This window comes from Lutispora sp. (assembly GCF_041687175.1).
In the GTDB taxonomy this organism is placed as follows: domain Bacteria; phylum Bacillota; class Clostridia; order Lutisporales; family Lutisporaceae; genus Lutispora.
Genome location: NZ_JAWLCK010000002.1, coordinates 16,457 through 42,948 on the forward strand (window position 1 = coordinate 16,457; position 26,492 = coordinate 42,948).

A 26,492-nucleotide genomic window follows, 5' to 3' on the forward strand; every position below is an offset into this window, starting at 1 on the left:
AGGAGCAATGAGAAACTAATCCATTCTTAGCTTGAATCATATACAAACATGGTGTTTTGCATTAAGCTGGAGTGGATAAGTGCGCCCTTTTTTAACTACTTTCTTTTCTATAGTGATGTTGTTTGTTTTTTATTGATAATATTCTATTGTCAATGATTATAGCATTTGAAAGTATGTATAGGGATAAAGTATATCCTCTCCAGCAATTATGGAGGGGATTTTTCTATGTTGATAGCGGAAATGAATGGAGTAAAAAAATATTATAATGACAGATTGATATTGAAGGTTGATGATTTCAAGATATATAGAAATGACAGGATAGGAATAATTGGTTTAAATGGTTGTGGGAAAACCACTTTCCTAAACATTCTAACAGGAAGAATAGAGCCTGATGAGGGCATGTCTCGGATATATGGAACCTATTCTTATATAGAGCAGTTGGAAAATGATAATATAGTGGCTGTTGAAAATATAGCTTCCAGCAAATTTGGGGTAAGCGGATTAAATAATCAAGGGTTAAGCGGGGGTGAAGTAACCCGGCTCAAGATAGCTAAGGCTTTGGGGAGAGACAATGCTCTTATCATCGGGGATGAACCCACAAGCAATCTTGACAGAGAAGGCATAGAGCTTCTTCAAAAGGAACTGGAGGCATTTGATGGTGCAATTTTGGTAGTTTCCCATGACAGAGATTTTTTGGATGCAGTATGCAATGCCATACTTGAAATAGAAAATGGAGAGGTATGTCTTTATAGGGGCAATTATACCAAATATAAAGAATTAAAGGAGAAAAAAAGGAAAAGAGCTGCCTTTGAGTATGAACAGTATGTTTCAGAGAAGAAAAGGTTGGAGGAAGCTTTGCTAGAAAAGAAAAGCAAAGTAAAATCCATGAGAAAAACTCCTAAGAGGATGGGAAACTCAGAGGCCAGGCTTCATAAAATGGGAGCCCAGATAGCAAAAGCAAAACTGGAAAGACAGGTTAATGCTATTAGAACCAGAATCGAAAAGCTTGAGGTTAAGGAAAAACCAAAGGAATTGCCGGATATAAATGTAGATATACAAAAGACCACACAGCTTCATTGCAAGGTGGTATTAAGCTCTGATAAGCTAAACAAGAGCTTTGGGGACAAAGTTATATTTGAAGAAGCCCAATTCAGGGTATTCAACAACAGTAAGACTGCAGTAGTAGGACCTAATGGGAGCGGAAAGACTACTCTTATTAAAATGATTATTGATGGAGACCCGGCAATATATAGAGCTATAGGAGTCAAAATAGGCTATTTCAGTCAAGACATAAGCACTTTAGATGGAAGAAAGACATTGCTGCAAAATGTTATGGAAAGCAGTGTTTATGACGAGACTTTTGTAAGAACCCTTCTGGCAAGGCTTTTATTTAAGAGAGAAGATGTCATGAAAAGAACATCTTTGTTAAGCGGCGGTGAGAAGGTAAAAGCTGCATTAGCTAAAATAATTACCAGTGACTTTAATGTTTTGGTTTTAGATGAACCCACTAATTATTTAGATATATATTCTATGGAAGCTGTAGAAGAGGCATTATTAGAGTATATAGGAACTGTGATTTTTATCTCCCATGATAGAAGATTTGTAAGTAATGTGGCGGATCATATAATATCCATAGAGAATCAAAAGACTATATGTTTTGATGGGACATATGAAGAGTATATGAAAAAGAAAGAAGAGTTATCAATCAAAGATGATAAATCTGAGAAAATAATGATTCTTAAGCATCGCATGGCAGAAATATTAAGCAAATTGAGCATGCCATCTAAAAATGATGATATCGAAGCCCTCGATAAGGAGTATCATGAAATTCTGGAGAAATTAAAGCAATGCAGATAACATCTAAAAATGCGAATAAAACATTGTAGAAATTAAAGGAAAATAGTAGAATTAATAATAAGATTATCAAAGCATAAGGATCATGATAAGTTCCAGAGCTCTAGAAATTCAAATTACTTACAGTAAGAAACGGGGGGTGAGAATCGTATGAACAAAATAAAGTTTTTTGAAAATGTAATAGAGACACTACCAGATCCAGTATTCGCCATTGATAGAGATGGGAAGATTATTCTGTGGAATAGTGCTATAGAGAAGCTCACAAAGGTAAATAAAGAAGATGTATTGGGAAAAGGCGATTATACCTACTCTCAAATATTCTACGGATATAAAAGACCTACCCTCATAGACTTGGTATTACATCCTGATGAGGAAATTGAAAAAAAGTATTATAAAGGTTTCAAAAGAAACGAAGATGGTTCTGTAGAAGGAGAGACATACAGTTCGAAATTGGATTATTACGACTGGGGAAAAGCAGTACCCATAGTCAATAATGAAGGAAAGATAGAAGCAGTAGTATCTATATCAAGAGATACAAGTGAGAGTATAAAGTTCCGAAAGCAACAAGATATCCTTTTAAACAGATATGAAACCCTTTTTATTAACAGCCCTGATGCTATAGCCTGTTTCGATAACAATCATACGGTTTTTGATGTTAATGAAAGTTTTCTCAAGGTTTTTGGCTATACAAGGGAGGAGTGTATAGGCAAGAACCTGGATGACCTGGTGGTTCCAAAGGAGCTAAAGAAGGAAGCAGTGGGGAAAACTAATGAACTGTTTGAAAAAGGTATAGTAGATGTAGAAGCTATCAGATATAAGAAAACGGGAGAACCTATTGTAGTAAATATAAGAGCAATACTTATGAAGATGAAAAATGAAATTCTTGGAGGCTATGGTATATATACAGATGTGACTGAAAAGGTTAAATACAAGGAAGAGTTGGAATCTACAAATATTGAGCTTGAAGCCACCATTGAGCAATTGATGTCCAATGAGGAGGAGCTAAGGTTTCAATATGATGAAATACAAAAGTATTCGGATAAGAATGAGGAGCTTAGACAGAAATATGAAATTGCTATAGAAGCTACTGATAGTTATATATGGGAGATAAATACGGACAAAGGAACAATAAATTTCTCAAAGAATTTTGTAGATCTTGTAGGGCTTGAGGCAGTACAAAAGGAAAGCATTTATGAGATTATTGATGAAGTAGTTCATGAAGAGGATAGAAGTATACTCATAGATGAAATTAACAAATATAATGCTAAGCTAAGTGGAGATATTGATATACAAATTCGAATTATAGACAAAGATCAGAGGATCCATTGGTATTTGGTAAGAGGTAAAGGAATAACGGATAGAGAAGGAAATGTTAATACTATTCATGGGGTATTGATTGAGATTACAGAATTAAAGCAACAGGAAGGTTACATTAAATATTTAGCGGATCATGATCCTTTGACCGGACTTTATAATAGAAGAAAGTTGACAGAAATTTTAACGAAGGAACTGAAGCATAATAAAAATGGAGCCATTTTTTTACTAGACATAGATGATTTCAAGAACATTAATGACATTTTGGGCCATGTCTATGGAGATGAGTTATTAAGGCGCATTGCCAATCTGATTATGGATTCTGTATCTGAAAACATAATTGCTTTTAGATTTGGCGGAGATGAATTCCTGATTCTTTTGAGAGAGGAAGAAAACCATAAGATAGTTGAGTATGCAGAAAAGCTGCTAAACATTTTTAAAGAAAGAGTGTTTATAGATGAAATAGAAAACAACATAACTGTAAGCCTGGGTATTGTGAAATATCCTCAAGATGGCAAGACCATTGATGACCTTCTTATAAAAGCAGATATAGCTATGTATAGTGTAAAAAGATCCGGTAAGAACAGATACTTGTTCTTTGATGAAAAGATGAAGGAAAAGTTTAATAAAAAGATAAAGATAGAAAACATGTTGAGAAGAGCTATTAAAAATGAAGATTTTCTATTGCTTTATCAACCTATAATAGAGACAAGCACGGGAGAAACATCCTCATTTGAAGCACTTCTTAGAATAAAAGGACATGATATATCTCCCCAGAGTTTTATACCTGTAGCAGAAGAAACAGGTCTAATATTGCCAATAGGGAAATGGGTAATAAAAGAAGCGGTAAAACAAATAAGCATATGGAAAGAGAAGGGTTATAAGCCTTTGCCAGTATCTATTAACTTATCGCCAAGACAATTTTATGATTTGAGTCTGATTGACTATATCAAGAAGACCCTTGAAGAATACCATGTAGAACCTAGCTTATTGGAATTAGAAATAACGGAGAATATTTTTGCAGAAAAAAGGCACGAAACCATAAATATACTGAATAGGTTGAAATCCCTTGGAGTCATCATTTCTTTGGATGATTTTGGGACAGGCTACTCCTCTTTGAACTATCTTACTTTTATGCCTATAGACAAAGTAAAGCTGGATAAAAGCCTTAAAGATAAATTCATTGAGCTAGAAAGCATAAAAATTATGGACTCCTTGATTGCTCTTGTACACGGATTGAACCTGAAAGTCGTAACAGAAGGGGTGGAGGAAATAGAAGAGTTTAAGAGGATGAAAAGAGCCGGAAGCGACTTTCTACAAGGATACTTATTTAGCAAACCTTTAGCAAAAGCAGATGTGGAGAAGATATTTTATAGAAACTACAAGGAATTGTTGAAAAAATAGTATGGATATGCACCTGAAAACACCTGTCAAAAGACAAGGTGTTTTTTTCATGCCTTTATCTAAGACATCAAGGACTATCCAAATATCTAATACTGTATAAGAAAAGGTGTTCATCGGCGAAAGATTGTTTGTTATATAATAAACACAATCAACAATGTAAAAAAATATGCAAGAAAGGGGATCATAAATGGAGTCAACTGGGAGAATCAATAAAGTTCAATTATTTGTTGCTTTAGGAATTATAGTTCTGATTGGAATCTTTGGCTTCTATTTAGGTCAGACCAACAGTAAATTGACACTTAATATCATTACCGGAGTAGCATTAGGGTATATACTTACAAGATCTAGATTTGGTTTTGCTGGTGGCATCAAAAGGATCTATATTACAGGTGAAGGAAGCCTTACAAAAGCACTTCTTATAATGTTCGCTATATCACTGATAGCAACTGCAGGAATTCATTGGGCTGCAGCAGCTAATGGTGCTGTACCATCTTATATGGCATCAGAAGGAGCTGCAGTTATACCCGGATCCAGTTCGGTAGGAGCGTTTAACATTTCAACAATTTTAGGTGGATTTATATTCGGTATAGGTATGATGATTGCCGGAGGATGTGCATCAGGAACCCTAAGCGATTTGGGTGAAGGAGCAATACGGGCAGCCATCGCTCTATTATTCTTCGTATTGGGGGCTGTTCCAGGCCATGCTCTAAGATATAGAATCGCTGAAACAGCAATAGGCAAAATAAAAGCCACCGTTTATTTACCCCATGTATTTGGTTATGTCGGTGCAGTGATAGTTTCCCTATTAATATTGTTAGCACTGTATGTAGTAACAAGGAAATATGAAGACTTCAGAAAGAAAGAAGGCTATTATCAAAAGAATGTTTATGAACCTGATGAACTACCATTGCCCGAGAATAAGGATTTTAAACTGTTCAGCTATAGAACATATCACAAGTTTTTTATAGAAAGATGGAGCTTTTTAAAAGGTGGAATATTACTATCAATAATGTTTGTTTTCATAATCAATACAACTGGTTCAAGCTGGGGAGTAACATCTGCATTTACAAAATGGGGAGTGGCATTGCTTCAAGGTATAGGAATGGAGTTTACATCACCGGAATTTGCCAGTATTGTGGAAAGCGTAAACAAAGGTCTTCTATACGATGGTGGAACCCTAAGAAACATTGGAATTATAGTGGGGGCAGCATTAGCTTTATTGCTGGCAGGTAAATTCAAGTTTGATTATGATTTCAATCTAAAAGATGTACTGATTTATATTTCCGGGGGATTCATGATGGGTTTTGGTGCAAGATTAGCCGGAGGATGCAATATAGGAGCGCTCTATTCCTCAATTTGCAATTTTTCACTATCCGGATGGATATTCCTCGTAGCCCTTTCTCTTGGAGGAATAGCAGGATTAAAGCTATTTGAAGGCAGGGTCAATATCATTCCTGCTAATAGATACCTTAGAGAAAAGAAGATAGAGGAAAACAAAGTTGTGGAGTTGAAAGCGCAATAATGTTTTGCATGTCTGATTTTGATGTAACAAATCTAATAAAAAAGGAGGACTCAATTATGAGCAAAAGAGTACTGATAGTTGGAGGAGTTGCAGGTGGAGCTTCTGCCGCTGCAAGAGTGAGAAGATTGGATGAATCTGCAGAAGTTATCATGTTTGAGAAAGGACCTCACGTATCCTTTTCAAACTGCTGTTTGCCGAATCACCTTAGCGGTATGATAGAAAACAGCGATGATTTGGTATTGATGTGTCCTGATGGATTCCAGAAGCAGTATAACATAGAAGCAAGAGTTAACAGTGAAGTTGTGAAAATAAACAGGGAAAAGAAAACAATTACTGTTAAGGATCTAGTGACAGGCAATGAATATGAAGAAGCCTATGATAAGCTGGTATTGTCTCCAGGAGCCAATCCTATAGTGCCGAGAATAGAAGGATATGATAAATCTCATGTGTTTACAGTTAGAAATGTGGTAGATATTGATAAGCTTAACAGATATATCAAGGATAATAATATAAAGGATATAGCGGTAATAGGCGGAGGGTTCATAGGAGTAGAAGTGGCAGAGAATCTTCAATTGGCAAATGCAGGCTATAATGTAACTTTGGTAGAAGCAGCGGATCAGATTATGGCGCCTTTCGACTATGATATGGTTCAGATATTGCACAAGGAAATGATGGATAAAGGAGTAAACCTCATTGTAGGAGACGGAATAGCAAAGGTTGCAGATGAACATATAGAATTGGCTTCTGGGAAAAAAGTACCAGCTCAGGCTGTAATCATGGCAATAGGTGTAAGACCTGAAACAACATTGGCAAAAGAAGCCGGCCTTGAAATAGGTGAAACAGGTGGAATAAAGGTAGATCATAACTATCTGACCAGTGATAAGGACATATATGCAGTTGGAGATGCCATAGAAGTATACAATAAATTGACTCACAGCAAATCAAGGCTGGCATTGGCGGGACCAGCTCAAAGACAGGCTAGAGCGGCTGCAGACCATATGTACGGTATACCCCACAGAAATACTGGAGTAATTGGTTCTTCATGCGTAAAAATATTTGATATGAATGCGGCTTCAACAGGATTAACCGAAAAGGCTTGTCAGAAAGCAGGTATACAGTACGACTTTGTATATATCATTCCTGGAGACAAAGTAGGATTAATGCCTGACAATAGCCCCTTCCATTTCAAATTGGTTTATGAAGTACCAACAGGCAAGATATTAGGAGCTCAAGCCATTGGAAAAGGCAACGCTACCAAGAGAATTGATGTAATCGCAGCCATGATAATGATGGGAGGTACCTTAGAAGATCTCAAGGAATTAGAATTATGCTATGCTCCTGCCTTCAGTACTGCTAAAGATCCGGTAAACCATGCAGCATTGGTAGCTCTCAATATATTAAACGGCAGATTCAGACAAGTGCCGGTTTATAAGGTTAGAGAGTTGGTGGAAAGCAATGCAGTAATTATTGATGTGAGAGAAAAAGATGAATACGAAGCGGGACATATTAAAAATGCAATCAACATTCCATTGAGCGAGTTGAGGCAAAGGACCTCAGAAATACCGAAGGATGTTCCCGTATACCTCCACTGCCGCTCAAGCCAGAGAAGCTACAACGCTATAATGGCATTGCAGCATATGGGCTTTGACAATCTATACAACATCTCAGGATCCTTCTTGGGCATCAGCTACTATGAATACTACAACGATCAAGTGACAGGGAGAGAGAGAATACTAACTGAATACAACTTCAATTAAAATAAATGCCGACAGAAACCTTGTAGGCCAAAAATGACTTACAGGGTTTTTGTTTAGACATAAGTGGAGAGGAGGACAGAATTGAAGAGAGTAAAAAAACTTACCATTGGTACATGGATTGTAATTTTTGGAGCTTGGTATTTGACTACTAAATTTGGAATAATTGAATCAGTTTTGGTACCATCACCATATGAGGTAGGAGCTGCATTTATAGAAATACTTGTAGATGGATACAATGGCATATCATTGATAGCCCACCTGGGAATCAGTTTCAAGAGATTGCTTATTGCTTCATTCTTTGCTGTAGTAACCGCAATACCTCTTGGATTGTTAAGCGGCTATTATGATAAGATCAGGGCAGTGGTGGATTCTGTGATTCAATTTTATCGTCCTCTCCCACCCCTCGCCTATTATACACTTCTCATATTATGGTTCGGTATTGATGATTTATCAAAAATAACACTGCTGTTTCTGGCAGCCTTTGCACCCATATATATAGCATGCATATCTGCTGTTACTAAGATAAATGAAGATTATATATTGAGTGCTGAGTCATTGGGAGCGGATCAAAGAAGTGTTTTCTTTCATGTAGTTTTGCCTGCCTGTATGCCTGAGATATTTACTGGGCTAAGAACTGCTGTGGGGGTGGCTTATACCACCTTAGTGGCTGCAGAGATGGTAGCTGCAACCTCAGGTGTAGGATGGATGGTGATAGATGCTTCCAAATACCTGAAAAGCGATGTAATGTTTGTAGGCATAATTATAATGGGAATAACAGGCATATTAATCGATGGCGGATTAAGATTTTTAGAGAAAAAATTAGTCTTCTGGAAGGGACGGGTTTAAATTGAGAAAGGAGAGACATTTATAATGATAAAGCTTAGGAACATTTTGACTCTCATTATTGTTTTAGCTCTTACTGTATTTTCGCTAAGTGGCTGTGTCAGCAAAGTGGATGCCTTCGCTCATGATAACGTATCACAGGAATCGCTGCCAAAAGAAATAAATATAGGGATTTTGAGAGTACCCAACGATGAAAACATTGCAATCAGACAGAGTATATTTGATAAGTATTTTACTGAGAGTGGGATCAAGTGCAACTTCATAGTTTTTGACTCTGGAGTAGATGCCAATAAGGCCTTTGCCTCAGAGAGTATTGATTTTGCAACCATGGGTAACACCAATGCCATAGTTGCTTTGTCAAGGGGCCTTGATGTAGAGCTGATTTGGATTCATGAAGTCCTTGGAGATATAGAAGCTCTGGCAGTTAAAAATGGTTCAAATATTAATAAAGTAGAGGATCTTGCAGGCAAGAAAATCGCTACACCCTTTGCTTCCACATCACACTACAGCTTGCTAAATGCTCTAAAAATAGCAGGCATTGAAGATAAGGTGCAGCTATTGGATATGCAGACGGCAGATATTGTTGCCGCATGGGAAAGAGGAGATATTGAAGCTGCTTATACCTGGCAGCCTTCCCTTGGAGAGTTATTGAAAACAGGTAAAACCATTATCACCAGTGAAGACATGGCAAACCAAGGCTATGTTACCGCCAACGTGGAATTGGTGAGAAAGGAATTTGCAAGGAAATATCCTGATATGGTTGCTACTTTCATTGCATGCCTGGCTGAAGGGGGAGAAATATACAGACAAAACCCTGAGGAAGGTGCCAAGATTGTAGCTGAAGAGCTTCAAATAGCACCTGAGGATGCTTTGGAGCAGATGAAAGGAGCAATATGGCTTTCGCCAGAAGAACAATTAAAGCAGGATTATTTGGGAACAAGTGATTCAGTAGGCAACTTTGCTACAATTATGAAGGATACTGCCGATTTTCTGGAAATGCAGAGATTTATAAATGAAGCACCTGCACAAGAAGCTTTTAATGAGTTTTTAAATTCTGAGTATATTGAAAAGGCAATAAATATATTGAATAAATAATCTAATTGAATATCCCTGGGGGTGTATAAAATGCTGATAGACATTAAGAATGTGAGTTATACCTATGAGACTAATACGAGACCCATCAAAGCATTGGATAATATTGATTTACAAATAAATAAGGGAGAATTTATATGTGTTTTGGGACCCTCAGGATGTGGTAAAAGCACATTGTTGAAGGTTATTGCCGGCTATATAAAGCCAACCACGGGAAGCTGTCTGATGCATGGAGAGACCATTACAGGTCCTGACTGGCATAGGGGTGTTGTATTCCAGTCACCTACTCTCTATCCATGGATGAGTGTCAGAAGAAATGTTGAATTCGGTCCCAGAATGAAAGGTCTTTCCCCAGAGGATGTGAAACGCATAGCAAATCGCTTTCTGGAGCAGGTTGAGCTTATAGACTATAGTGAAAAGGCAACCTTCGAGCTTTCAGGGGGAATGAAACAAAGGGTAGCATTAGCAAGAGCTCTTGCCAATGAACCGGAAGTTATACTGATGGATGAGCCTTTTGGAGCCTTAGATGCCCTCACCAGAGTTAATATGCAGAACTTTATTCGTAAAATATGGAAAAAAAACAATAGCACCATTTTTATGATCACCCACGATATAGACGAAGCCATGTCTCTGGGTACAAGAGTTGTGGTTATGTCAAAAAGTCCAGGAAAGATATTGAAAGAGTTTAATGTTGATTTCACCTATGCAGCTATAGAAAATAAACATGGTCGTGTAAGAATCGATGAAGAGTACATGAATATTAAAGAGCAAATACTGGATCTTATAAGCAAATAGATTAAAAATTGCTGCAAAACTACTGTTTTGCAGCAATTTCTTTATTACATAAGAAATCTTACCAGTAACTTGCTTCCAATAATAGCACCTACAAAAATAAATAATCCAAAGATCCATCCGGATAAGGATAGGGAAGCAATTCCTCCAAAGAATGAACCTATATTACATCCTGAAGCAAGTCTGGAGCCATATCCCATCAAAAGTCCGCCTACAGCGGCTGCAATCATTTGTCTATAGGATTTGGCTTTTCGAATTTTAAACTGAGAAGCCATAAGTGCAGAAAGTGATGCTCCCACTATAACACCAAGGTTTCTCACGGATTTTGGTTCTCTTAGGAAGCCTGCAGCCAATGCAACATCTCGACCCTCCGAGTTGAAATAAAACCATTTCGAAACATCTCCACCTAAGGTTTCATATATCCATGCACCCCAATTAGCCATACCGGAGGAGATTCTCCAAGGCTCCCCAGTTACCGCTAAGGTTACAATCTGAAAAAGAGATAATAAAATTGCTCCAGTAATATAGGGCCATGATTTTTTGAACCATTTAATATAATATTTATTATTCTCTAACCTCAATTCAATGCCCCCTATCATTCATTAGTAGTCCTGGCTTTTCTTTTCTTCCCATCTATCAGCTATAATATATAAAAAAGCTATAAACACCAATTGTATCGCTAAAGCACCAAACCAACCGAATACATCCGGTAAAAATATTGCTTTGGATTCTTTTATAAACTTGTCGTACCACCAGCCATAATCATGGGCGCCCCAAAGAGAACCAATAATAAAGAAAACCAGAGCTATCATCTGCATATGAAAACCTTCACCAGTTCTCATAAGGATACCTGAAGCACACCCACCTGCTATTACCATTCCGATACCGAACAATATTCCTCCTATTACTGTAGCTAAGCTTATTGGTTCTACCGATCCCTGACCAGGTAAGGGCATATTATTGACATATGCTCCGTATTTTATGGCTGTGAAACCGATAGAAGTTATGGCTAGTGCTATTAGCACTGCTTTTGTCAATGCTGTACCGCCTATGAGATAAGGATCTCTGATTGAAGCAGCAAAGCAGAACTTGGATCTTTGAAGTATGAAACCAAAAGCGATGCCAGTTATCCAATAGAAGCTAAGAGTTGGAGCTAAAGTCTCTAAAAGCATTCCAAAGACTATTATAAGTATTAGTAAAGATATGCCAACAGGTATTTGATTTTTCATCAAATATACCTCCCATATAAATGCTTTTTATGCAGTGATTAGTAATGGCTCAACCCGCATAGTAATATTATATCACAAAAATTTATGAAGTTATTGGAAGCACTTCAATCGAAATTTGTAAAAACTGCTGTTATTGGATTAACAATATTATATAATAATTTATAGAATTATTAATCAGCATGAGGAGATGGGTTGTAGATGAATATTGAGTATCTATATTATTTTTATAAAGTTGCTACAGCAGGAAGCATATCCAAGGTGGCAAAAAGTGCTCACATATCTCAATCTGCGCTGAGTCAGCAGATTTCAAAGCTGGAGGAGGTACTGGGCTGCAAGCTTTTAGACAGAAGCAACAAGGGTGTGGAGCTTACTGATAAAGGAATAATAGTTTTAAAATATGCTGATAACATAATAAGAACCTATGATGCCATGCTTGCCCAACTGGAGTCAAGCGATGAAGAGTCTAGGAACATAAGGATAGAGGCCTGCAGATCCATTGCCACTTATTCCTTACCATGTGTAATGTATAAGGTTAAAGATAAATTTCCTAAGTATAATTATGAGCTGAAACCCAATGAATCAGATTTAATAGAAGAAAATGTGATGAATAATATTTGCGATATAGGTGTTATATACAGCAAGCCAAAAAACCAGAGTCTTTCCTACTATAAAATTGGAATGGACAAGATTGTACTGGTTTCTCCGGGGAAATACAGAATATCGGAAGAAATAGATTTCAATGATTTGGTTAAATACCCTCTCATATTATTGAATGATAAAGCCCATGTCATAGACCCACTGACAAATAAAATGAGAGAAATGGGAATGAGATTTGAAAATCTCAGAATCATATATAACAGTGATTCCGTAGAATCGATAAAGACATCTATACTAAATGAATTCGGAATAGGATTTTTAACATACACATCCATAAAAAAAGAACTGTATTACAAACAGTTAAAACTAATAAATCTTAAGGATTTTTCGATAGACTACGACATGTATCTGATATATGACAAGAGGGTGAAAGAAAATAAGATCCTTAACGAATTTGTTGAGTACTTCAAGAAGATTGCACAGAAAAATTTATGCTAGGATTTTGTTATAAAAATCTCCCATACACCATTTATGACTTCCTCATATGTTATATTGTATTTCTTAAAATTGTTTATCACAGATTCCAAAACACAACTGTGATCCGTGACCACCTTTACAACTTCGCCAGGCTTTATGGATTTTAATTCTTTTTTGGTTTTTAAAATCGGTATTGGACAGATATCGCCTAAACAATCAATTGTTCTCATAAAATCACCTTAACTAGCCCAATATTAGAATATATAAATTATATCATAACTTATTTAGGCTATAAAGCCATAAACCAAGTAAAAGTCTATGAAAGTAGGACTGTTGCATAATTCTCAAAAATTGAGACTTGCAGGAGTCCTTATTATTTAGGTTTTTTAGTTATTTATATTGACTTTTATAATTAAGTATAATACTATTTAATTAAGCGAATAGTTAATTGAAAGAGGTATGTTATGGAGCGGATAGTACAGCTATTTAAGGCTCTTGGTGATGAAACCAGATTAAAAATTTTAATAATTCTCTCGAAGAGAAAAATATGCGCTAAAGGAATGGCAAAGCATTTGGGTATTTCTGAGGCAGCAGTTTCTCAGCATATAAAAGTTTTAAAGGAAGCTGATATCATTGTGGGAGTAAAAGCAGGATATTATGTTCATTATAACTTGCAAGAATCTGTTCTATCTGAGCTGATTGACTTCATTGAGCAAATGAAAAATGATCATTCAGCCATTAACTGCAGGTTAGGCATAGATATGCCCAATGAATGCAGAGCAACATGTAAAGCTAATAGAAATAGATGTTGTCATAATAATAAGTGAAAGGGGAAACAAGTATGAAAGTATGTATTCCTATTGAAGAAAACAAGGGATTGGACAGTGTAGCGCATAACCATTTTGGGTCAGCTCCATTTTTTCTTATCTATGACGTAGATAAAGAAGAGATGAAGGTCATTGAAAATGGAGATTTGAATCATTCTCATGGTATGTGCCAGCCTCTTAAAGCAATAGGAGGGGAAAGGGTTGACGCTATCTTGGTTGGAGGAATCGGTGCAGGAGCATTGACCAAGCTGAACAACCAGGGAATTAGGGTATACAAGGTAGCTAATGATACTGTATTAAATAATATTAAGATGCTTAAGGATAATAAGCTTGGTGAGTTCACTATAAATAACAGCTGCAATCACCATAATTGCAATCATTAAGCATATGAACAGAGCCTTTTGATATCTTGGTAGAATTTCAATTTAAAGCAAATGTATATACTATTGTGAAGAAATAGTATATACATTTTTTTTATAATGCATAGGAAAGTATAAATGCATTTCAAGAAAGGCTTCCTTGTTATTGAAATGCTTCCGATGGAAACCTTTCTTATAACCATAGTAAGCCTTTCTTTTTATTCCAGGTAGCTTGTAGAGATATTTGTCAACATTTTGCTACAGCTATTGACATCAAATATCAAAAAGTATTAATATATACCTATACCCGTATGGGTATAGGTATATATTAATTAAATAAAAGAATATTGGAGGTGGAAAAATGCGTGCATGTATGGATATACCTAAGCTTAAAGTAAGAATAAAAAAGATACAGGGACAGCTTAATGCTATATCTGAAATGATAGAAAAAGATGTTCCCTGTGAGGATATTTTAATCCAAATTGGTGCTGCTAAAGGTGCTTTACATAAGGTAGGGCAGATTGTGCTAGAAGGACATATACAGCACTGTGTGAAGGAAGGAATTGAGCATGGAGATGCGGACAAAACAATAGCTGACTTTACAAAGGCAGTTGAGCAATTCTCAAGAATGAGTTAAGGGGGAAAAACATGACTAGACTAAAACAGTGGCTTTCAGAAGACGAAAACCGCACTATTTTCTATATAGTTATTTCTGGTATATCTTTATTATTAAGCTTTTTTGAAATTGGTTTTAAGAATTTTCCTATAGATTTTGCCTGGGTAGCCATTATACTTTGTGGTTTACCAATCATTAAAGAAGCCGTAATTGGCTTGGTCACCGAGTTTGATATTAAAGCAGATGTGTTGGTAGCCATGGCTTTGGTTGCTTCGGTATTTATTGGTGAAATATTCGCAGCAGGTGAAGTTGCTTTTATCATGGCAATTGGAGCACTATTAGAAGAAAGAACAGTTCGCAAAGCTCGTGAGGGTATAGAGAAGCTGGTTTCTATTACTCCGCGGACAGCAAGAGTAGTAAGAGATGGGTTCGACACTATAATTCCTGCTGAAGAAGTGCAAGTTGGTGATATTCTACGAGTGCTTGCAGGAGAGATTATAGCAGTGGATGGTGTGATTACATCAGGACAAACCTCAATCAACGAATCTGTTATGACAGGGGAAAGCCTTCCGGTAGACAAGGGGGTTGGAGATGAGGTTTCCAGCGGTACCCTGAACCAGTTTGGTACTTTTGAGATGAAAGCTACTAAGGTTGGAGAAGATAGCTCGCTGCAGCGCATGATAAGACTTGTAGAACAGGCAGATGCAAATAAAGCATCTATTGTCAGCCTTACAGACAGATGGGCAACATGGATTGTAGTAATCGCATTAACATCAGCAATTATAACCTGGTTCTTTACAGGTGAAATCATAAGGGCTGTAACCATATTGGTTGTGTTCTGCCCCTGTGCTTTGGTGTTGGCAACTCCAACTGCCATTATGGCGGGAATAGGCAATGCTACCAAGTTCGGAATATTAGTGCGTACAGGTGATGCTCTTGAGAGGTTATCACATGTTAAACGTGTTGCTTTTGATAAAACTGGGACAATCACTTATGGAAAACCTGAAGTAATTGCAGTAAAAAGTTTTTCGTCCAATATCTCAGATGACAGTTTGCTGGCAATCACTGCTTCAGCAGAGCAGAATTCTGAACATCCTCTGGGTCGTGCAGTTTTAAACTACGCTAAAAGCAAGGTGAAATTGTACAAGCCTGAAAACTTCATACTTCTGCCAGGACGTGGTGTCAGTGCAACGGTTGACAACAGAGCTATTTTTGCAGGGAACGAGGAATTGTTTAAAGAAAAAGGGATTATAATTTCTAATGAGATTATAAGGTCTGCTCAGGAATATTTAGATGATGGTTGTACTGTTATATATGTTAGTATAGGGAATGAATCTGTTGGTTTTATAGCATTATCTGATACCCTTAGGCCTGATGCGAAAAGCATGGTTCAGCGCCTTCATTCACTAGGTGTTAAAACACTGCTGCTAACAGGTGATAATTCAAAAGCTGCAACTCATATGGCGCAGCTTGTGGGTATAAGCGATGTAAAATCAGAGCAATTGCCAGAGGATAAAATGAATGCTATTATCAACTGTCAGAATAACGATGAAACTGTTTGTATGGTCGGTGATGGTGTAAATGATGCTCCTGCATTGAAAACAGCTTATGTTGGTGTCGCAATGGGTGGTATAGGAAGTGATATTGCAGTTGAAGCAGCCGATGTGGCATTAGTAAGTGATGATATTCAGAGAATACCCTATCTGATGAAATTGGCACAGAAAACAATGAAAACCATAAAGCTAAATGTGGTTTTTTCTATGGGATTGAATTTTGCTGCTATTATCCTAGCCATTACTGGCGTATTAAATCCTGTTGTTGGTGCTTTGGTGCATAATGCAGGTTCAGTAGCAGTAATTATAAATTCAGCACTTTTGCTGAACCTTAAGGATGAATAAAATATTTATGGTTACAGGGCTGTTGAAAAACTCTAATTCTGCAACAGCCTTTTTTCATTAATATATCATTTGCTTTATTGGACAGGTCAGCGATATGTAAGTTTTACCAATAATATCAACTAGCACAACGAGTTTAATTAGTATAAACATAACTAAAGTAAAAATTGCAATAATACAGAGTGATTGTATATTTTATCAGATATCAAGGCGGTGTAGAAATGAATAGATATTATGTTGATCTGCATGTACATGTAGGGCGCTCGTCTAAGGGTAAAGAAGTGAAGAAAGCCACTGCAAATAATCTGACATTTGAGAATGTTGCTTATGAAGCCTACAGGAAAGGCATAGATGTGATAGGTGTGGTTGACTGTATATCTCCATATATACTGGAAGATATCAATGAACTGATAGATAAAGGAGAAATGGTGGAAAAGAACGGTGGAGGCATAGAGTATAGAGGCAGACAAACCTTACTATTGGGAGCGGAAATAGAAACTCATGAAAGGCGTGGCTGCAGCGCCCATTCACTGTGTTTCTTCCCTAGCCTCAAACATATAACAGATTTTTCAAATGAAATGAGAAAGCACATCAAAAACATCTGGGCATTTAGCCTGATGAGCCACTTAACAGGACAGGAACTGTTTGATATTGTTGAAGCCTTTGGTGGTGTTTATATGCCAGCCCATGCCTTTACACCTCACAAAAGCTTCTATGGCAACTGTTGTGAATCCCTCCATGAGATATTCGATGATAGATCCCTTGAAAAAATACTTTCAGTTGAGTTGGGCCTGAGTGCAGATTCAATGATGGCAAGTCAACTGAGCGAACTGGATGGGAAAAGCTTTACAAGCAATTCGGATGCTCATTCACTGCCTAAGATGGGGAGGGAGTATAACATATTTGAGATGGAAGATACCAGTTATGAAGAAGTGCTGAAAGCCCTTTGGGGTAGGGATGGCAGGAAGATTATTGCCAATTATGGATTGAACCCCAAATTAGGCAAATATCATAGATCTTATTGCGATACCTGTGGTAAGGTAATAGAAGGAGAACCTCCTGTACTGAAATGTCCTATGTCTGATAAACATAAAGTAGTGGTAGGAGTTAGGGATAGATTGGAGATTATCAAAGATAGAGATTATCCAGAAATGCAATCAAGACCTCCCTATAACTATCAGATACCCCTTGAATTTATCCCGAAAGTAGGTCCTAAAACCATTGACAAGCTGATTGATCATTTTGGCAGTGAAATGAAAGTACTGCATGATGCCAGCTATGGGGAGATTGCAGAAGTGGTGAAGGAAGATATGGCACGAAATATAGTTTTGGCAAGGGAAGGCAAACTGGGCATAGATGTCGGCGGCGGAGGAGTATACGGCAGGATAGAGGTGTAAACTATGATTGATGTAACATTACTGGGAAGCGGGGGAAGTATGCCTATGCCAAACAGATTTCTATCATCCCTCCTTATCAGTTATAAAGGAAGAAAGATACTCATAGATTGTGGAGAAGGAACTCAGGTAGCCATGAGAAGTATGAATACCGGCTTTAAAAACATCGATATGATCTGTATCACTCATCTACATGGAGATCATATATTTGGTTTGCCCGGGCTCATATCTACCATGAGAAACAGCGAAAGGACAGAAAAGATAAAAATAATAGGGCCGGAAGGGACTCGTGAGGTACTTAAGGGGCTCCTGAGTCCTATTACATATATGCCTTTTGATCTGGATATAATTGAAAGCCCACAGAAAACTTTAAGAATTGTAAAATCATCAATAGCATTGGAAGTTAAAGAGTATGAGGAACCTGAGAGTGCTGATATGCTCCTTTCAACTCTAATGCTGGAGCATTCATCACCCTGTTTAGGTTATTCTTTTTACTTGCCTAGGAACCCAAAATTCTCTGTGGAAAAGGCAGAATTAAATAAAGTACCTATGGAAATATGGGGAAGGCTTCAAAAAGGGGAAACTGTTGTGCATGACAATATGACTTATGAACCTCATATGGTTTTAGGGGAGAAGAGAAGGGGTATAAAAGTCAGTTTTATATCCGATACCAGGCCCATAGAAGCCATACCAGATTTCATAAAAGAAAGCGATTTGCTTATATGCGAGGGTACTTATGGATATGATGGAGATATTGAAAAAGCCCAGCGAAATAAGCATATGACCTTCAAAGAAGCTGCAATGCTTGCCAAAGAGGGGGAAGTAAGAGAACTATTATTGACCCATTTCAGCCCATCCATGGATAAGCCGGAGATTTACAGGCAAAATGCAGCAGACATATTTGCTGATGTGATAATCGGTTATGACGGATATACAAAGACAATATCCTTTCAGGACAGATAAAATTTTCTCCTTCTATTTACAGAGTGGCTTGGAGGAAGAAGTACTTTTCTTTATAACTTCTGCATGAGATAAATATATATGATTAAAACGACGAGTAGAATGATAATTTATAGTTCTACTCGTTTTTCATTTATTCAATAGTCCTGTTGACAAGCAGATTTTATGAGGGAGATTAATCTTAGTAGTTAAGAAAGAATTAGGTTGAATTAGGTTAATAGAAACCATCCTATTGCAACCTAATATAACTTAAAAACACCATATTTTTCATTGGAGTGTTTTTAAAATATTCCAATGCCGGACAATGTGGATTTTTTTCCTTGCCACACAAACATAAATAAATAAATGATTCATTTTTTAATTTTGGCACGGTATTTGCTTATTAATTAGGCTATTAATATTTATAAATAAGTTGGAGGGTGCCGCAGATGACAAAACTACTAGAATTCAAGGATTACAGCATGGGGTTTAAAGATGATAATGGAAATATATACAATTTGCTGGATAAAATCACATTTCATATAGAGGAAGGTAAAGCCTTGGGTGTGGTAGGAGAATCTGGATGCGGTAAAAGTATGACAAGTTTGTCCGTTATGAGATTACTGCCATCGAATATGGTTTTACAAGGTGGCCAGATTTTATATAAAGGTGAAGATTTGCTGAAGAAGTCTGAGTCTGATATGCAAAAAGTAAGGGGCAAAGACATATCAATGGTCTTTCAAGAACCTATGACATCTTTGAATCCTGTTTTAACAGTTGGATTCCAGATAGGTGAAGTGCTAAAGAAACATTTTCCTGATATGAGCAAAGAGCAAATAAGGAAAAAGGTAATCGAACAGTTGGATATGGTAGGCATACCAAGCCCTGAGAAAAGAGTTAACCAATATCCTCATGAGTTTTCGGGAGGCATGAGACAGAGAGTAATGATAGCCATGGCAGTAATATGCCAGCCCAATTTGTTGATTGCAGATGAACCTACAACTGCCCTCGATGTTACTATTCAGGCTCAGGTATTGGATTTAATGGTAAAACTAAAGGATAAGGGTTCTCTGATGCTTATAACCCACAACCTAGGAATTGTATCTGAGATATGTGATGAGGTTGTAGTAATGTATGCCGGAAGAGTAGTTGAAAAAGGCAGCATGGAAGAAATATTTGATAATCCGTGCCATCCATATACAAAGGGACTTATGGAAGCAATACCATCATTGACTAATAAAAAGGAGGAGTTGTACTCCATACCAGGCACGGTTCCCATAGCCAAGAACTTTGCTTCTGGCTGCAGATTTGCAGATAGATGCAGCCTATGTATGGGAGACTGCAAGGACAGTGTTCCTCCCATGAAAGAGATTAGCCCTAATCATTATGTACAATGCTGGTTGGACTTTGAAGGGAGGTAATGAATATGGGAGATAAAATATTAGAGGTTAAAGATTTAACTAAATACTTTGAAGTATCCAGTGGTTTATTTGGAAAAAAGAAGTATGTACATGCAGTAGAAAAGGTAAGCTTTGATTTATATAAATCCGAGACCCTTGGAATAGTAGGTGAATCAGGTTCAGGGAAATCCACATTGGGAAGAGTTCTTTTAAAGCTTATAAAGCAAACTTCAGGAAAAGTTTTATACAAGGGAAAGGACATAATGCAATTGAATTCCAAAGATTTTGGGAAAATAAGGAGAGAACTACAGATGGTTTTTCAGGATCCCTATGCTTCTCTCAACCCCAGAATTAAAATTGGTGATTCCATAGCAGAACCACTTACAGCTAACAACATTGCAGCAAACTATGATGAGGCAAAGAAAAAGGTTTATGAATTATTGGACTTGGTAGGTCTTCAACCTGAATTATATGAGCGTTACCCTTATGAATTTTCCGGTGGACAGCGTCAGCGTATCAGTATAGCTAGAGCTTTAGCATTAGAGCCTAAGATACTGGTTTGTGATGAGGCAGTGTCTGCCTTGGATGTTTCTGTACAAGCCCAGATACTTAATCTCTTCAATAGCTTAAAGAAGAAGCTGGATTTGACCTATTTATTCATCAGCCATGATTTATCCGTAGTAAAGCATATAAGCGACAGAATTCTGGTAATGTATTTGGGAGAAATCATGGAATTGGCAACGACAGAGCAAATATTCAGCAAAACATTCCATCCTTATACAGAGGCTTTGATATCTGCCATACCCGATCCGGCTGAAAGAGGGAAAAAGAAGAGAATTATACTTGAAGGTGATATAACCAGTCCCATTGATCCTCCGCCAGGCTGCCGATTTGCAAGCAGATGCTTTAAAACCATGGAGATATGCAAATGTCAGCACCCTGAAATGATTGAGGTGGAGCCGGGGCATTTTGTTCGATGTCATTTATATTCAGAGGGGAAGGAGGACTGCCAAAGTGCTTAAATACATGATAAGAAGAGGACTAAAAGGCCTCTTGACCATATTTGTATCCGTTACAATTACGTTTTTTATCATAAGGCTTATGCCTGCTGATCCTGTAAGTCTTCTGGTTGACCCAAAGATGGGACCAGAAGTTCAGGAAGCGATGATGAAGCAGTTCGGTTTGGACAAGCCGTTGATAGAACAATACTTCATTTTTATTAAGGAGGCTATGGTTGGAAATTTGGGAGTTTCCTTTAAAACCAGGCAGCCGGTAGCAGAGGTAATAATGGAGAAGCTGCCTTGGACGCTGTTACTATTGACTACTACAGTTGCATTTTCTTTATTGATAGGGATACCTTTAGGAATGTTGTCAGCAAAGAAAAAGAATCAGTTTTTCGATAAGTTGGTCAGTACCCTTGTAGTTATAGGAATTTCAATGTTTATACCATTTTTGTCCTTTGCATTACTGTATATATTTGCATACCTGCTTAGGCTGTTTCCTACTGGCGGAGCTTATACACCGCCACCGAAAGAAGGATTTGAATATTTTATGGATGTAGCCAGACATGTAGCGCTGCCGGCTCTAACTTTGGTTATAAGCAATGTGGGTACAATTATACTCTACACACGAAATGGTATGGTTGATGTCTTCAAAGAAGATTATATCAGAACGGCATTTTCAAAGGGTTGGAATGATAAATATGTAGTTCGCACTCATGCCCTTAAAAATGCGTTGATTCCTACCATAACAGTAACTGGTTTGATGATAGGCACCATGGTAGGAGGCGCCGTAATGACTGAGACTGTTTATGCATGGCCGGGTATAGGAAGGTTGGTTTATGACTCTGTAAGCGCTTTGGATTATCCTGTGCTTCAAGGAGCTTTCCTTGTGTTAGCTATAGCGGTAGTTGTCATGAGTATAATTACGGATTTAGCAGTGGCCTGGTTAGATCCTCGCATCAAATTAGGAGGTTAGGTAAATGGAGAGAAGAACATTTTTGCAAACATTTTTGAAAAATAAGCTGGCAGTGATAGGATTTATTGGAGTGCTTTTAATTGCATTGTCAGGACTTTTTGCTCCATTTATTGCTCCCTACCCCACAGGCTACGGATCAGAAATTTTGGAATCTCCTTCAGCAAAACACTGGTTTGGAACCGATGGACTAGGACTAGATGTATTTGCGGAAGTAATATGGGGAGCCAGAACTTCATTGTATGTTTCCTTAATGGCTGTAGTGGTAGCAGCGGTGATAGGCATTCCTGCAGGCTTGATATCCGGGTATAAGAAAGGCATTATAGGTTCAATTATTGATGCAATAATTGATATATTTCTTACCCTACCGGTTTTACCTCTTATGATAGTTATTGCGGCTATAGTGGGTTCTTCCATAAATAATGTAGCTATAGTTATTGGTTTGTTCTCATGGCCATCACTGGCGAGAGTAACGAGAAACTCCACAATGAAAATATCTGAGATGCAATTTATAGAAGCTGCGAGATGTTTAGGTATACCATCCAGAACAATTCTGTTCAAGCATATTTTATTGAATATTGCAGGACCTGTTTTGGTCAACTTGACTTTGGTTATGGCGACGGCTGTTTTATCTGAGTCAAGCTTGAGCTTCCTTGGCCTTGGTGACCCAACAACCTGGTCATGGGGAACTATTTTGAAAAAAGCTTGGGATGCAGGTGCAGTAATAGATACTCCAAACCCTTGGTGGTGGTGGTTTTTCACAAGCTTTTTCATAATGCTATATGTAATTTGTTTTAATTTATTCGGTAACGGCATAAACGATGCACTTAATCCGAAAGCAAGAGAATAAGGAGGAAAGATATATGCATGATTTGATAATCCGCAATGGCTATATTGTAAATGGTACCGGTGAGAAAGGCTTTATCGGAGATATAGCCGTAGATGGAGATAGGATAAGCAGAATCGATTTAATGATCCATGAAAAAGGTTTAAAGGAAATAGATGCAGCAGGTAAAGTGGTCATTCCCGGTTTCATAGATCCCCATGTTCATGAAGAATGGGTATGTATGATTGATGGTACCTATGAATTATTTTTACGACAGGGTGTCACCACAGTAGTAAATGGCAATTGCGGCCATTCTATAGTTCCCGGACCTGTTGATAATGTCATCGAGTATTACTATGGCAATGGTCTCATGAGCGATAAGCAGAGAGATGATTATAAGAAAAGATTTCCCGATTGGAATGATTATGCTGGATACAAAAAAGCAGTAGAGGAAAAGGGTACCAACATTAATTTTGTAACATTGTTAGGTCATGGTACCATTAGATGGTCTGTAATGGGCGGTGCTTTTGACAGGCCACCAACACCGGAGGAAGCAGAAAAAATAGAAAGCATAATTAGGCACAATATGGAACAGGGTGCCTGGGGCATATCCTTCGGACTGGATTATGTGCCAAGCAGGTATGCAGATATGGATGAGTTGGTTACTGTGGCTAATCTTATTAAGGAGTATGACGGAGTAGCAGCAGCCCATCTTAGGCAGTCCATAGGAGTTAAGGAAGCCACTGATGAATTTATAGAAGTAGGCAGACGATCCGGTGTAAAGATACAGGTTTCCCATCTTAAGGCTACATGCCCCGAAGCCTTTGAAGCTGTAGCCAAGGCTGCAGGTGAAGGTATTAGGATATTGACAGATACAATACCTCGAAGCACAGGTCATTGCACAAGCAAGGCTAGGCTTATCCAGTTTATTATGGCTGTATCAGATGAGCTATTTGCAGCAGGAACTGAAGGAGTAAAGAAGGCTCTTAAGACTAAAGAGGGAAGAGAAATAATTAAAAAGGATGCATACATTTTCGCCGGAGATAAATCGGATAAGTATGTGATTCTATCCCAGGATCCCCACCTGGAGGGAAGAACTGTAAAGGATATTGCTGAGGAAAGAGGCATAGATCCAGATGAATGCATGCTGGATTTGATAGCCGATGAAAATAATTATGTTTTCTGGCTGGGAGGCCCATCCAGGGCTGATTTCCCTGATGCGGGACATGCAGATTCCATTGTGTCAAATCCTTATGTATGTGTAGGTACTGATGAAATATTAGGCGATGTGGAAGACCCTTATGATTGGTATGAGCTTCAAAGAAGAGGCGGTTTTCCAATATTCATGCAGATGTATCTTTCCAAAGATGTTCCTGTAGAAGAAATTGTGAGAAGAAATACTTCCATGGTAGCCAGACACTTTGGTATTGCCAATAGGGGAGAGCTTAAAAATGGCTATTATGCAGATATATCAGTCATAGATCTTGAAAATTATAGATTCCCATCTCCAAAGGAGATTGATTATAGAAAACCTCTGACTGTGGCAGAAGGTGTTGATACAGTAATAGTTAACGGCAAAATTGCCATAGAAAATGGTCAACTTAAATCACCACATTCAGGGAGAGTATTAGATAGGGATACAAAATAGAGGGAGGAATAAACAAAATGAAAAAAAGTACAACAGTATTATTAACATCACTTTTATTAGTGCTTTCATTGTTAGTTACTGCATGTGGGGGAAATAATCAGCAAAACGTTGAACCACCTGCACAGAATGAGAGTAATGCTGCAGCAGAGCCTGCAGTAGGAGGAGAGCTAGTAATAGGTATAACTGGAGACCCATACAATTTAGCAACATGGTTATCTAATGACATGAATTCATCATTGGTGATGAATCTTGCATTACCACCTTTGATGGTTACAGATGATAGTGGAAACAAGGTTCCATATATACTAAAAAGCTGTGAAATAAGCGATGATGCAAAGGTATATACGGTAACATTACATGATGGACTTACATGGCATGATGGTAAAGAATTTACAGCTGATGATTTAGCTTTTACAGCAGAATATGTTGCTAAGCATAAACTGGGATACGGTGCTGATATGTATTCCAATGTTGAAAAAATGGAGATAGTAGACAAAACTACAATTAAATACTATTTAAAAAATCCACAGGTAAATTTTATGTCTCAGGTAGGTTTCTGGGTGGATGTAATGCCAAAACACATTTATGAAAATGTAGATGATCCAATGAACTTTGAATACAATGGTGTGGGCTATGGACCATACAAACTAGTTGATTATAGAAAAGGCGAATATTATTCCTTTGAAAGAGTAGAAAATTGGCCTTTAGCCAATGATGGAAAAGGTGCTTATATTGAAAATATCACATTTAGAGTTTTCCCAGATGCTAATGCTTTAGTATTGGCAATGAAGAATGGTGAAGTTCATGTTTCCGGCTCCGCACTGCCTGTAGCAGCACAAAAGCAGTTGGAAGCTTCGTCCAATGAATTCGGGATAAAGAAAGTAAATTCTTTAGGCTACGGATATTTCTCATTCAGCTATAAGAATGAATTGCTAAAAGATTTTAATGTTCGTAAAGCAATTGCAATGACAATAGACAGAGATGCTCTTGTTAATACTGCAATGCAAGGTGGAGCTATAAAAATGGAGACACCAATATCCCCTGTATATACAGATTTGGTAAAATCAAATATTACTTTCCCTGCCTTTGATGTAGAAGGAGCAAAAAGCCTTCTTGAGTCTTCAGGATATGTTGATAAGGATAATGATGGCGTAAGGGAGTCAGCTTCAGGCAAGAAGCTTGAATTTGAATTGATATACAGGACAACCACAGCTAATATTGATTCTATTGCCAATATATTCAAAGCAAACGCAGAGAAAGCTGGAATAAAGATAAATCTGAAGCCTGTCGATCCTGCAACATATACTGATAAGGTTACAAACCAGAGGAACTATGACATTAATGTTATAGATTGGGGTGTAATTGACGACCCTGATTCATCTCTGAGTACTGTATATGCTTCAAATGCACAGCTTAACTTTATGAATTACAAAAATGAAAAGATGGATGAACTTCTGGCAAAATCAATGCAAGAAGCAAATTATGAAGAGCGTATAAAGATCATGGATGAGTTCCAGAAAGAATTTGTAAATGAACTTCCTGCAATCAACACATGGGTCAGAGTTAATGCTTATGGATATTCTAAGAACTTTGAAGGATGGGATTTAACTCCTGGACTTTATGGTGTAGTGGATGCCAAGGATATAGTTAAGGTTTATCAAGTAAAGTAAAAGAGATGAAAGAAGGATATGAGCCATTCATAGGTTCATATCCTTCACTCCTAAATTATGGTT

The 26,492-nt window shown here is 37.5% G+C and carries 21 protein-coding genes and 1 pseudogene; 20 read left to right on the plus strand and 2 right to left on the minus strand.

The window, feature by feature from the left end; genetic code table 11:
• Positions 1-225: 225 nt before the first annotated feature.
• The 7 genes from abc-f to ACESM9_RS00770 all read left to right on the plus strand — a co-directional run bounded on the left by abc-f (position 226) and on the right by ACESM9_RS00770 (position 10,581).
• Positions 226-1,857: a ribosomal protection-like ABC-F family protein gene (gene abc-f / locus ACESM9_RS00740; protein WP_372994278.1), complete on the plus strand. Its 1,632-nt coding sequence runs from the start codon at positions 226-228 to the stop codon at positions 1,855-1,857.
• A 147-nt stretch (positions 1,858-2,004) separates the two neighbouring features.
• On the plus strand, positions 2,005-4,572 hold the full coding sequence (locus ACESM9_RS00745) for an EAL domain-containing protein (RefSeq protein WP_372994281.1): 2,568 nt from the start codon (positions 2,005-2,007) through the stop codon (positions 4,570-4,572).
• Positions 4,573-4,777: 205 nt separating this feature from the next.
• Complete coding sequence (locus ACESM9_RS00750; protein ID WP_372994376.1) at positions 4,778-6,094, plus strand: YeeE/YedE family protein; 1,317 nt, start codon at positions 4,778-4,780, stop codon at positions 6,092-6,094.
• Between the two features lie 56 nt (positions 6,095-6,150).
• Positions 6,151-7,851 (plus strand): FAD-dependent oxidoreductase, encoded by a 1,701-nt coding sequence (locus ACESM9_RS00755; RefSeq protein ID WP_372994283.1) that lies wholly within the window; start codon positions 6,151-6,153, stop codon positions 7,849-7,851.
• Positions 7,852-7,932: 81 nt separating this feature from the next.
• Positions 7,933-8,697, plus strand: coding sequence for an ABC transporter permease (locus ACESM9_RS00760; RefSeq protein WP_372994285.1), 765 nt, complete (start codon positions 7,933-7,935; stop codon positions 8,695-8,697).
• 24 nt (positions 8,698-8,721) lie between these two features.
• Positions 8,722-9,789 (plus strand): ABC transporter substrate-binding protein, encoded by a 1,068-nt coding sequence (locus tag ACESM9_RS00765; protein WP_372994287.1) that lies wholly within the window; start codon positions 8,722-8,724, stop codon positions 9,787-9,789.
• A gap of 30 nt (positions 9,790-9,819) precedes the next feature.
• Positions 9,820-10,581 (plus strand): ABC transporter ATP-binding protein, encoded by a 762-nt coding sequence (locus ACESM9_RS00770; protein ID WP_372994289.1) that lies wholly within the window; start codon positions 9,820-9,822, stop codon positions 10,579-10,581.
• Between the two features lie 44 nt (positions 10,582-10,625).
• Here ACESM9_RS00770 and ACESM9_RS00775 read toward each other — a convergent pair.
• A pseudogene (locus tag ACESM9_RS00775) lies at positions 10,626-11,807 on the minus strand (YeeE/YedE family protein).
• Between the two features lie 198 nt (positions 11,808-12,005).
• Here ACESM9_RS00775 and ACESM9_RS00780 point away from each other — a divergent pair.
• Positions 12,006-12,902 carry a LysR family transcriptional regulator gene (locus ACESM9_RS00780; RefSeq protein ID WP_372994291.1) on the plus strand — a complete coding sequence of 299 codons (897 nt, stop codon included), beginning with the start codon at positions 12,006-12,008 and terminating at the stop codon, positions 12,900-12,902.
• Here the strand turns inward: ACESM9_RS00780 and ACESM9_RS00785 are convergent.
• Positions 12,899-13,111: a sulfurtransferase TusA family protein gene (locus ACESM9_RS00785; RefSeq protein WP_372994293.1), complete on the minus strand. Its 213-nt coding sequence runs from the start codon at positions 13,109-13,111 to the stop codon at positions 12,899-12,901. The genes ACESM9_RS00780 and ACESM9_RS00785 overlap by 4 nt on opposite strands.
• 234 nt (positions 13,112-13,345) lie before the next feature.
• Between ACESM9_RS00785 and ACESM9_RS00790 the strand changes: the two genes are divergently transcribed.
• The 12 genes from ACESM9_RS00790 to ACESM9_RS00845 all read left to right on the plus strand — a co-directional run bounded on the left by ACESM9_RS00790 (position 13,346) and on the right by ACESM9_RS00845 (position 26,429).
• Positions 13,346-13,708 carry an ArsR/SmtB family transcription factor gene (locus tag ACESM9_RS00790; RefSeq protein ID WP_372994295.1) on the plus strand — a complete coding sequence of 121 codons (363 nt, stop codon included), beginning with the start codon at positions 13,346-13,348 and terminating at the stop codon, positions 13,706-13,708.
• A gap of 14 nt (positions 13,709-13,722) precedes the next feature.
• Positions 13,723-14,091 carry a NifB/NifX family molybdenum-iron cluster-binding protein gene (locus ACESM9_RS00795; protein ID WP_372994297.1) on the plus strand — a complete coding sequence of 123 codons (369 nt, stop codon included), beginning with the start codon at positions 13,723-13,725 and terminating at the stop codon, positions 14,089-14,091.
• Positions 14,092-14,428: 337 nt separating this feature from the next.
• On the plus strand, positions 14,429-14,704 hold the full coding sequence (locus ACESM9_RS00800; RefSeq protein ID WP_372994299.1) for a metal-sensing transcriptional repressor: 276 nt from the start codon (positions 14,429-14,431) through the stop codon (positions 14,702-14,704).
• Positions 14,705-14,715: 11 nt separating this feature from the next.
• Positions 14,716-16,581, plus strand: coding sequence for a heavy metal translocating P-type ATPase (locus tag ACESM9_RS00805; protein ID WP_372994301.1), 1,866 nt, complete (start codon positions 14,716-14,718; stop codon positions 16,579-16,581).
• Positions 16,582-16,799: 218 nt separating this feature from the next.
• Complete coding sequence (locus ACESM9_RS00810) at positions 16,800-17,975, plus strand: endonuclease Q family protein (RefSeq protein WP_372994303.1); 1,176 nt, start codon at positions 16,800-16,802, stop codon at positions 17,973-17,975.
• A 3-nt stretch (positions 17,976-17,978) separates the two neighbouring features.
• The gene (locus ACESM9_RS00815; protein WP_372994305.1) at positions 17,979-18,935 is read left to right on the plus strand and encodes a ribonuclease Z; all 957 of its coding nucleotides are present in this window, start codon (positions 17,979-17,981) and stop codon (positions 18,933-18,935) included.
• 425 nt (positions 18,936-19,360) lie between these two features.
• A complete protein-coding gene (locus tag ACESM9_RS00820; protein ID WP_372994307.1) occupies positions 19,361-20,332 on the plus strand; it encodes an ABC transporter ATP-binding protein in 972 nt (323 codons plus the stop codon).
• Positions 20,333-20,337: 5 nt separating this feature from the next.
• The gene (locus ACESM9_RS00825; RefSeq protein WP_372994309.1) at positions 20,338-21,333 is read left to right on the plus strand and encodes an ABC transporter ATP-binding protein; all 996 of its coding nucleotides are present in this window, start codon (positions 20,338-20,340) and stop codon (positions 21,331-21,333) included.
• Positions 21,326-22,288 carry an ABC transporter permease gene (locus tag ACESM9_RS00830; RefSeq protein ID WP_372994311.1) on the plus strand — a complete coding sequence of 321 codons (963 nt, stop codon included), beginning with the start codon at positions 21,326-21,328 and terminating at the stop codon, positions 22,286-22,288. The genes ACESM9_RS00825 and ACESM9_RS00830 overlap by 8 nt, the downstream gene beginning before the upstream one ends.
• A gap of 4 nt (positions 22,289-22,292) precedes the next feature.
• Complete coding sequence (locus tag ACESM9_RS00835; protein WP_372994313.1) at positions 22,293-23,135, plus strand: ABC transporter permease; 843 nt, start codon at positions 22,293-22,295, stop codon at positions 23,133-23,135.
• Positions 23,136-23,148: 13 nt separating this feature from the next.
• Positions 23,149-24,759 carry an N-acyl-D-amino-acid deacylase family protein gene (locus ACESM9_RS00840; protein ID WP_372994315.1) on the plus strand — a complete coding sequence of 537 codons (1,611 nt, stop codon included), beginning with the start codon at positions 23,149-23,151 and terminating at the stop codon, positions 24,757-24,759.
• 17 nt (positions 24,760-24,776) lie between these two features.
• Positions 24,777-26,429, plus strand: a complete 1,653-nt coding sequence (locus ACESM9_RS00845; RefSeq protein WP_372994317.1) for an ABC transporter substrate-binding protein — start codon at positions 24,777-24,779, stop codon at positions 26,427-26,429.
• The last annotated feature ends 63 nt before the right edge of the window (positions 26,430-26,492 follow it).